Origin of the sequence: Acetobacterium sp. (assembly GCF_030652775.1) — a bacterium.
Lineage (GTDB): Bacteria > Bacillota > Clostridia > Eubacteriales > Eubacteriaceae > Acetobacterium.
On sequence record NZ_JAUSPS010000025.1, the window covers coordinates 1 to 8,865 of the forward strand.

Below are 8,865 nucleotides of genomic sequence, written 5' to 3' on the forward strand. Positions count from 1 at the left end.
TATAAAAGGTCTGCCGGTTGACGCCACAATGGTCACAAATCTCCTTCACCGTCACCCGGTCGATGGATTTACGGCTGACCAACTCTTTAAATGATGCAATGATTGCCTCTTTCGCATGATGTTTCATGGCTTACTCCTTCACTTTTCTGTGCTTAGTTTTATCACTGTCAGCAATTTTCATTGATCTTAACCATCTCTATTTTATTGTCTTTTTTAACATCTTATTTTGATACATTTTCTCATCAGCCTCTTTTACGACATCATTCGCACTTAATTTGCTATCCGTTGTTATTTCTAATATGCCATAACTAAAAGAATGCTTATAGGGTTTTAACCCCTTTTTGTCATACCCTTCTAATTTATCATTGATTCGTTTGATTACTTTTTCAACATCCGTTTCATGACACCCCGGAAAAACGATAAGAAACTCATCGCCCCCCATACGGCTCACCACATCAATCTCGCGAACGGATGATTTAATATTGGAGGTAATCAAATTAATTAAACAGTCTCCTTCTTCATGTCCGAAAGTATCATTTACTTTTTTTAGTCCATCCACATCAATAAAACATACTGACAAATGCATGCCTCTCTTTGACACGAGATCTAATTCCTTCTCCAATATAATAAAACCAGTTCGACGGTTTGAAACCCCTGTCATCGGGTCCGTATAGGCAAAATATTCGAGTTCCTCTTTTGCCAGTTTGCTTTGCGTAATATCCCTAAAAACAATCACCTCTCCCGCACTCGGGTCCCCTTCCACAATCGGTGTAATAATGTATTCCACCGGAAAGCACGTCCCATCTTTTCGCCAGAAGGTATCATTATCCCGACGATAAACCTTACCATCCTTTGCAGCCAAAAATAACAGACACTCCTCTTCCGGATAAGGCGAATGGTCCGGTTTAGAGTGATGCAAGATTTGATGGCTGTTCTTACCTAACAGCTTATCCGATTCCCAGCCTATCATTTTGGCAGCGGCAGGATTGATAAAAGTAATCCGCCCCTCCGCATCGACACCATAGATTCCATCCCCGACGGCATGAAGGATCAGATCGTTCTGTTTTAACGCTTTTTCCATTTCGGTGGTCCGTTCCCTGACTAATTTCTCCAGGTGACGCCGATAATTTCTGAGCTCATTGACAGTTCCCACCAGTCCTGCCGAACCCAGATAAATATTGATCAATTCCCTTGAAATGGGTTCCGTTGATTTATGTGCGATGATCATGATTTTATCCACTTGATCACCATTCATAATCGGGACAAACACAAACTGTAATGGTTCCTGAGATTTAAGCTCCTCCAGAGCGATAAATCCGCTATCGATGGTATCCATGATAATCTTTTTAATCGTACCATCACACGAATTTAAAAGCAGTTCAAACTCGGAAGACGTACTAGAATGAACGCTTATTTTATTGTTTTTGTCGCATTGAACAAAGGCAACCCATTCCGCATTAAAATACTCAACGATTAACTTGCCGGTATGTTCCCAAATATCCTGCATAGGTGTCAGCCGCAGAATATATTGAGTCGCTTTGATAAAACTTTCTATTTGGATTATATTTTCTGCTTGTACTTTCACCATTATATTTGCTCCCTCATTGGTTTTAAAAAAAGATTTTTTAAAAATACGTCATAGAAATCCGAATAATTTGATAAATTAATCAGCTCAGCCTTACTTTTTATAGTTTCCACCAAATCTTTGTCATTCCCATTTAATAATAGCATTTCACACCCGGCTAAAGCAGTATTTCCCGCCAGTATGACATTTTGAGTCGCAATTTCCGGTAGCAAACCGATCTTTCGGGCATTCTCAATATTTAAAGAAACGCCAAAAGCCCCGCAAACAATGATTTTTTTTATGTTTGCAATGTTCATTCCGGCATTATCCAATAAACAATCAATACCCGTTGCCACCGCAGCCTTGGCTCGTTGAAAAACATCAATATCATGATTATTAATGCTGATTTTATGCGTTTCATCCAAAATGAATGATCCTTCGGTTGTGACCTGTGATTGAAACCTGCCATTGCTGTTAAGTTTCTCCTGTTCGACAAGATATGCAATGGCATCGACCATCCCTGAGCCGCAAATGCCTCTGGGTTCCGCTGTCCCAATGACCTCGAAATGATAATCTGGCTGGTCCGCTGTCCAATCAATCTTAAAGATGGCTCCGGATTTTGCATGCATGCCACAGGAAATCCCACCCCCTTCAAAGGCTGGGCCTCCAGCAGCCGAAGTTACCCATAATTTTTTTGTATCCCACAGGGCAATTTCGGTATTCGTACCAAAGTCAATCAGCAAGGTCACGTCCAACTGATCGATAATTTGGGTGGCGAGAATACCGGCAATCAGATCTGAGCCAACAAATCCGGCAAGTGGCTGAACCACTTCAATCGTTGCTTCGGGTGAAATTTTCCATAGCTCACCCCAGTTTTGGCTGTCTTCCGGCTGACAATCAATCTCTTTTTCCCAACATTCTGGATTTAGCATTAATTCATAATTTTTTTCTGACAAAAGCGTCAGCATTGCTGTATTTCCCACAATGACCACCTGTTCAATCGCTTCAAGATCGATAAACTCCCTTATGGCAATGTCCAAAAGAGCCTCTTCAATTGATTTTTGAGTGGTTATCGCTATTTTTTTAGCATTCTCAACTGATTCACACGCAGCCGTCAGTCTTGTCATCACGTCAGCACCAAAACAATACTGACCATTCAAGCCCTGTCGATCTGTCACCCGTAGCATTTTTCCCAGCTCCCAAACGGCAAGGCTGATATTTGTTGTCCCTAGATCAATCGATACACCATAAGACTTTCGTTTGTTTTCTGTTTTTTTATTATTCAGAGGCTGGCTATTAACCGCTGTATCCAAAATATATTCGTTTTCAGGAATCCTTTTCCAGTTTGATTCACAAACATAATAGAGCAATGCTATCTGCACATTTTCAAGGGGTTTGGTCTGACAGGCAAGACGAATTCCGTGATTAATCTGGTCATCGGAGAGATGGAACTGTTCATTTAGCTGAGGTTTGTTAACCTCCCCTTCGATGATCTGAACTGTACACAACCCGCAGGCCCCGTTGCCCCGGCATCCGGAAATGGTTGCCATTATATTTGTTTTATCCAGTATTTCACGGATTGTTGCACCCATTTCAAAGAAAATTTGCTGTTCTTTTTCTTCTTGCACAAAAGATAATATTGGCACCAGCTCATCCTCTTTCCTTTGCTGCATTTACCATGGCAGCAATATTTTCAGGACATGACAGTGGTGAAATTTCACAGCCGGAAGAAAGGATAAAGCCACCCCTATTTTCAAATAGATCTAAAAGCTCAGCGGATTTTACAGCAATTTCTTCCGGTCCGTCTTCAATAAAGGAAATCGATTTTATATTCCCATCCAGGCACAGATCAGGGAGTAGCGCTACTGCTTGTTGAGGTGATACATAATAGTCAAAATTTGCTATATCAACCCCAATCTCGGGATAAAAAGGTAGAATGGAAGCTGTAGGACCGGCGATGTGAAGCCAGTTAGCAAGGGATCCGGCTTCATCAAAAATCCGACATAACTTCTGAAGCTGTGGTAACTCAATTTCTCTGAAAAATTGTGGTGGGACGACCGCAGGCGATGCCGCAGGGTCAAATATCATTGGTAAATGGGCACCGGCCTGGATTTGGGCAAGACCAAATTTAATGGCTATTTCGGTGCAAAAATCCAACAATTTAATAAACACGCCTGGTTCGTCAATGGCTAGATACAAAGCCGTTTCCATTCCCATCAATTGGCTGGCGATAGTCAGGGGACCCATCACACAGCCAACAACCAGATGCTCATCCCCAACTTCTCTTCGAAGTCTTTTCACCGCTTTCAGCATTTCGGGCATTCGACCTGCCACATTTGGGTCAGGCAAAACAAGATGATCAATCATGTCTTTATCCTGTATTGCGTATGTCTTCATTGTGGGATACATATCTTTTTTATATTCCAGAATTCCTCCTACTGCCTCCGCCTCCACACTGGTGTCCATCACTGAAAACACGGCATCATAGCCATATTTTTTTATCGCCTTGATCTGGCACTCGGCGAGGAGGTGCCCATCCCTGACATAAGCATCAACCGGAACTCCGGCCATCACTCCGGCAAGACCAAATATTTGGGGAAACACGGGAACCCGGTCCGGCTTTTCAAAGTTTAAGGTCGCATTGATTCGCTCGATACTATTCATTTAATTCACCGCCTGCAAGTTGTTCTAAATATTTGACGCTGTCAAAGGCTGTTTCCGCAAGAAAATCCACATTGAGATTTTCCTTTGATGACTGTTTAAGTGCCGCACCTCCAGCCATTATTTTAGGCCCATAAATGCCTCGTGCCTGCATCCGTTCTTTGACCTGTTTGACCATTGGGATGACCGGAAAAATTAAGCCACTTAATCCGACTGCGATTGGTTTTTCCGCTTCGATAACGTCTAAAAGTTTTTCAATTGGGCAGTTTTTTCCACAATCAACCACCTGGTACCCGCTGGCGATTAAAATCATCTTGAGAATATTCTTTCCAATATCATGGACATCCCCCTCTAAAACGGCTAAGACAACCGTTCCTTTTCTTGCCATCACCATTTCACCGGAAGGGAACAGAAATTTGATTACTTCCATTGCCGCTCTCCCCGTAAGCATGATTTCCAAAAGGTTGAACTGCTCCATCGTACATTTTTCGTCCAGCTGTGCCATTGCCACCTCAATCCCGTTAACTACTATTTCCTCGGCACTAATCCCGGAATCGCATAAATTCCTGGCCAGATCAAGGGACTGGGTGCAGTCTCCGACTACAATCGCTTCTACTAACAGCTTCATCGTTTCTTCTGTCATTTCCACTTACCTCCATTCTATGAAATTATTAATAAAAACCCCTGACCTTGGTCGATAATTGTAGCGTTAGCGTATTCCCATTTTAATTGGCAAAAGGCCTCTAATATGATCTTGGTCTTCTATTCTCTTTGGCAATCATGATTATATTCACATGATGTGCCATCGCAATGATTGCTGAAACAATGCTGGCATTATTGGAATTGTTGGTAATGTCTTTGATAAAGCGCTTATTGATAAGGTAATTCTTCTTGTTAAGATTGAACTTATGGTCGGATCGTACTCTTGAAAATTGATTTTCACCTGATCTTTTACCCGGTACATGGCTAAATCAGGACACTATAAAAGACTGTCATAGACAATTCCATGTCTGGGGTACATACTGACACCCGCACTGGCAGTCATGTTGATGAATGCATGAAAAACTTCGTCATATAATGCAACTCGGTTATTTTCGATTAGTCTTTTTTTGCATCTTATTGTAATACATCTTTTTATCGCGGAATTGTTGGCGTTGCGTTGGCTTTTATTACCTTTTTTGCATCTTATTGAGATACATTTTTTTATCTGCCGCATTTATCACAGCATTTATACTTAATTTGTTATCAACACTTAATTCCAGTATTCCGTAGCTAAAAGCATGTTGATATGGTTTTTCATTTACTTTATCATAGTCTTCTAATTTGCAATTAATTCGCTGGATTACTTTTTCAGCATCCGATTCAAAACAACCGGGAAAAATAATTAGAAATTCATCTCCACCTATTCGGCTAATTGTATCGATTTCTCGCACTGTTGATTTTATTTCTTCGATAATATGATTAATCAACACGTCCCCCTCTTCATGACCATAGGTATCATTTACTGTCTTAAGACCATCAATATCAAGAAAGCATATTGATAAAGGTGCATCTATCCTATGTTTAAACAACAGTTCCTGTTCTAAAATCATAAGACCGGTTCTCCGATTTGAAACACCTGTCATTGGATCAGTAAATGCATAGTATTCAAGCTTTTCCTGTTGTTTTTTTAATATTTGATCCATTTCTTTTCTTTCTGTTATATCATTGAATAAAATAACGGTTCCACTGTATTTTTCACTGACATCCAACATTTTTCTGAATTTTATCATAAATGTTTTTTGACCCTTTTTTGTTTCCATTGTTTTTTCTATTATAACTTCTTTTTCATTTAAATCCATAAATTTATCAAGTTCTCTATTTAACCAGTCGAACTGTAAGTGATTCAAAAGATGGCGTAGTGCAAAAAAGGTAAGTGCCTCAAAAGATGACGTATAGCAAGTCTGATTCAAACCTGCTATACTGATGACATCATTATTTGAGGCACTTTTTATAGTTATGATTGAGTCTGCACACCTCGGGCAATTCGTGAGACCACGGCAGGTATTTTTCAAGTACTTCCGGCTGGTGCAGATAGTCACTGTTGGGGATTTCTGTCAAAAGATAATTCAGATATTCGAAGACATCAAGTTCATTGGCCCGGGCGGATTCCACCAACGTGTAGAGAACCGCATTGGCGGTTGCACCTTTAGGCGAATCGGCAAAAAGCCAGGCGCGGCGTCCTGTCGCAAAAGGCCTGATGCTGGCCTCACAGAGATTATTGGAGATAGGAAGACGTCCGTCTTCCAGGAAGGTTTCCAGATATTTCTTCTGGTTTTTTGAATAATTCAGGGCTTTAGTCAACTTTTCATTTGTCGTTGGAATCGCCGCAGTTTCGTCAACCCACGACCAAAAGGCATCGAGGATGGGGCGTGACCGATCCTGACGCTTTTCTCTGATCTCCTCATAGGAAAGATCCTTTATTTCATTCTCAACTTTAAAAAGCAGGTCGATGTACGCCCGTCCTTCGGCACCCTTTGAACCTGGGATTTCTTTCCCATTGCTGGTCAAGGGAATGCTGTCGATATAGTAACGGCGACAGTGTGACCAACATAAATTGCGCCGGACATTCTCGACTTGTTCATAAGCGGAATACGCATCGGTCGTTAAATAGCCATGGAACCCGGAAAGCAGCTGCCTGGCGATCTCCCCTTTGCGATTTTGGGAGTAATGGAAGAAAACGGCTCGGATGTTCTCGCATGCCGCACTGCGGATCACCCACATATAGGAGTCGCTGTTGGCTTTCCGGCCTTCTTCCCGGTTACACTGAATCCGTGTCTCATCCATATGCAGCACCTCACAGGTGCGCAGTTCGGCATGAATGCGTTCATAAACCGGGGTCAGCCATTCTTCGCTGCAGCGGTTGGTCCAGTTGGCCATATTTGAACGGGATAGAATCAGCCCTAACCGGTACCAGTCTTTTTCCTGACGGGCAAAAGGCATCCCCATAGCAAACTTCTGATACATGACCTGGGCTACCAGGGAAGGTGTGGCAATGGAATGTGAGAGTACCGGCACCGGGACAGCGGCTTTCTGAAAATGATCCTTGGGATTCTCACTGCCTTCTTTGCCACACTGGGTACATTTGGCGATCTGCTGAACGATCTGTTTCACCTTCAGTTTTGGCGGTTCATAGGTCACTTCGGTTCGAACGATCCGTTTGCCGATAACCGTTAGATCCCCGCCACACTTAAAGCAGGACGCGTCCAGTGGAATGATATACTCTTCAATCTCCTTCGGAAGACCGGCCAACATTTCCTGACGAACTCCGGGTTGGCGGGCTTTCCGGGTATGGCTGGGGACGGTTATTTTATGCTGTTCGTTAAATAGTTCTTTGGCAAGTGCCTGGGTTGATTCAAACAGGGACAGCTGTCCATCCAGGTTTTTTGTTGTTTCGGTGGAGGAACCAAACAGTTTCTTTCTGGCCTGCAGAAGCGCCTGCACCATGTTTTCAATCCGGATATTCTGTTTGGCAATGATTTCATCTTTGGCGGCCAGTTCTTCTTTCTGTTTTTTCACCAGTGCCCGGAGTATTTGCAGTTCTTCTTGTCCCGTCATCCGTATCCATTCCTTTGCTTTTTATTGGTACTATTATACCATTTTCAGCGTCAGAATGCTACATTTATCGGTAATAAAAAAACCTTGAAAACGCCTTTTTAAAGCCATTTTGAAAATTTATTTGCGTTGTTTTGAAGCAGTTAAAAGCAGCTGTTCTCAAGCGTCATCATTACCGGTCGAAGGGCTTTTTTCTGCTCGATTTCAAGCCCCTGAAGTAACCACTGAACCTGCTGTCCGGTTATTTCTCTGACTTCCGAAGGGGTTCTTGGCCACTGAAATTTCATGCCATTCAGCAACTTCTTGCTGGCCAGAATGAAGCCGTTGCCATCATAACGTAAAACTTTAAGAGCGTTTCTTTTTCGGTTGCAGAAGATAAAGGCACATTTGACAGAGAATGGATCCAGCTTAAACTCTGTATTAACAACGACCGCCAGTCCATCCATCTGCTTTCTGAAGTCAGTGGCTCCACACGCAATATAAATATGGGTGGTGTCTTTGATAAACCAATCCATCATGGCTGCGAAAGCTGCCGGATAAACTGCGTTGCGAGAGCGATATCACTGTGATCGGAAAGAATCAGCTCAAAACCCCGCCATTTGATAATCAGCCCCGCCGCACTTGTTCGCTCATCAGAAGCCGCCGGCATTTCCAGTTTTGCAAACAGTGGCGCTGCAGCGTCTTTCTCCACTCGTTCCATTTTTTCCTTCCGGATGCGCTGCTTCCAATAATAGAAGGTATATTTGCTAAGCTGCTTTTGGGTACACCAGGCGTCGACGGTCATTCCGCTGTTTGCCTGTTCTTCAAAACGCTCTTCCCAAAGCTGTCTTTTTGATTCGTCCATTGTATCCTTAACCTCCTGTAAGTTCTTTTAGGTTAGTCTACAATAATTCGACCTATTTTGCACTACGCCATCTTTGTCGAGTAGGCAAGGGGAATTTCACCCCAAGCCTCTCACAGAACCGTACGTGACACTCTCGCGTCATACGGCTCTTGTTATCCAATCGTTGGTTTGATACCCTTCTCCCAATGATAAAAGAGTTTAG

General features: G+C 42.6%; 9 protein-coding genes. All 9 read right to left on the bottom strand.

The features are described 5' to 3' along the window. Nucleotides 1-127: TetR/AcrR family transcriptional regulator (locus tag Q7J41_RS04280; protein ID WP_304885575.1), on the bottom strand; the 127-nt coding region annotated here is incomplete at its 3' end. A 69-nt stretch (nucleotides 128-196) separates the two neighbouring features. Beyond that, entirely contained in the window at nucleotides 197-1,588 is a 1,392-nt protein-coding gene (locus Q7J41_RS04285) for a diguanylate cyclase (protein ID WP_304885559.1), read from the bottom strand. Then, nucleotides 1,588-3,210, bottom strand: coding sequence for an ASKHA domain-containing protein (locus Q7J41_RS04290; RefSeq protein ID WP_304885561.1), 1,623 nt, complete (start codon nucleotides 3,208-3,210; stop codon nucleotides 1,588-1,590). Before Q7J41_RS04290 ends, Q7J41_RS04285 begins: the two co-directional genes overlap by 1 nt. 4 nt (nucleotides 3,211-3,214) lie before the next feature. Then, nucleotides 3,215-4,228 carry a uroporphyrinogen decarboxylase family protein gene (locus Q7J41_RS04295; RefSeq protein ID WP_304885563.1) on the bottom strand — a complete coding sequence of 338 codons (1,014 nt, stop codon included), beginning with the start codon at nucleotides 4,226-4,228 and terminating at the stop codon, nucleotides 3,215-3,217. Then, a complete protein-coding gene (locus tag Q7J41_RS04300; RefSeq protein ID WP_304885566.1) occupies nucleotides 4,221-4,868 on the bottom strand; it encodes a B12-binding domain-containing protein in 648 nt (215 codons plus the stop codon). Before Q7J41_RS04300 ends, Q7J41_RS04295 begins: the two co-directional genes overlap by 8 nt. A 526-nt stretch (nucleotides 4,869-5,394) precedes the next feature. Then, on the bottom strand, nucleotides 5,395-6,066 hold the full coding sequence (locus Q7J41_RS04305; protein WP_304885568.1) for a GGDEF domain-containing protein: 672 nt from the start codon (nucleotides 6,064-6,066) through the stop codon (nucleotides 5,395-5,397). A gap of 133 nt (nucleotides 6,067-6,199) precedes the next feature. Then, nucleotides 6,200-7,822, bottom strand: coding sequence for an IS66 family transposase (locus tag Q7J41_RS04310; RefSeq protein ID WP_304885570.1), 1,623 nt, complete (start codon nucleotides 7,820-7,822; stop codon nucleotides 6,200-6,202). Nucleotides 7,823-7,962: 140 nt separating this feature from the next. Further along, the gene (tnpB, locus tag Q7J41_RS04315) at nucleotides 7,963-8,337 is read right to left on the bottom strand and encodes an IS66 family insertion sequence element accessory protein TnpB (protein WP_304885572.1); all 375 of its coding nucleotides are present in this window, start codon (nucleotides 8,335-8,337) and stop codon (nucleotides 7,963-7,965) included. Beyond that, entirely contained in the window at nucleotides 8,334-8,663 is a 330-nt protein-coding gene (locus Q7J41_RS04320) for a hypothetical protein (RefSeq protein ID WP_304885573.1), read from the bottom strand. Before Q7J41_RS04320 ends, tnpB begins: the two co-directional genes overlap by 4 nt. Nucleotides 8,664-8,865 lie beyond the last annotated feature (202 nt).

Excerpts from the sequence above, each read along its gene's own strand:
- Q7J41_RS04305 (WP_304885568.1), bottom strand. The coding sequence starts at position 6,066 with ATGGATTTAAATGAAAAAGAAGTTATAATAGAAAAAACAATGGAAACA.
- Q7J41_RS04300 (WP_304885566.1), bottom strand. The coding sequence starts at position 4,868 with ATGACAGAAGAAACGATGAAGCTGTTAGTAGAAGCGATTGTAGTCGGA.
- Q7J41_RS04310 (WP_304885570.1), bottom strand. The coding sequence starts at position 7,822 with ATGACGGGACAAGAAGAACTGCAAATACTCCGGGCACTGGTGAAAAAA.
- Q7J41_RS04285 (WP_304885559.1), bottom strand. The coding sequence starts at position 1,588 with ATGGTGAAAGTACAAGCAGAAAATATAATCCAAATAGAAAGTTTTATC.
- tnpB (WP_304885572.1), bottom strand. The coding sequence starts at position 8,337 with ATGATGGATTGGTTTATCAAAGACACCACCCATATTTATATTGCGTGT.
- Q7J41_RS04295 (WP_304885563.1), bottom strand. The coding sequence starts at position 4,228 with ATGAATAGTATCGAGCGAATCAATGCGACCTTAAACTTTGAAAAGCCG.
- Q7J41_RS04320 (WP_304885573.1), bottom strand. The coding sequence starts at position 8,663 with ATGGACGAATCAAAAAGACAGCTTTGGGAAGAGCGTTTTGAAGAACAG.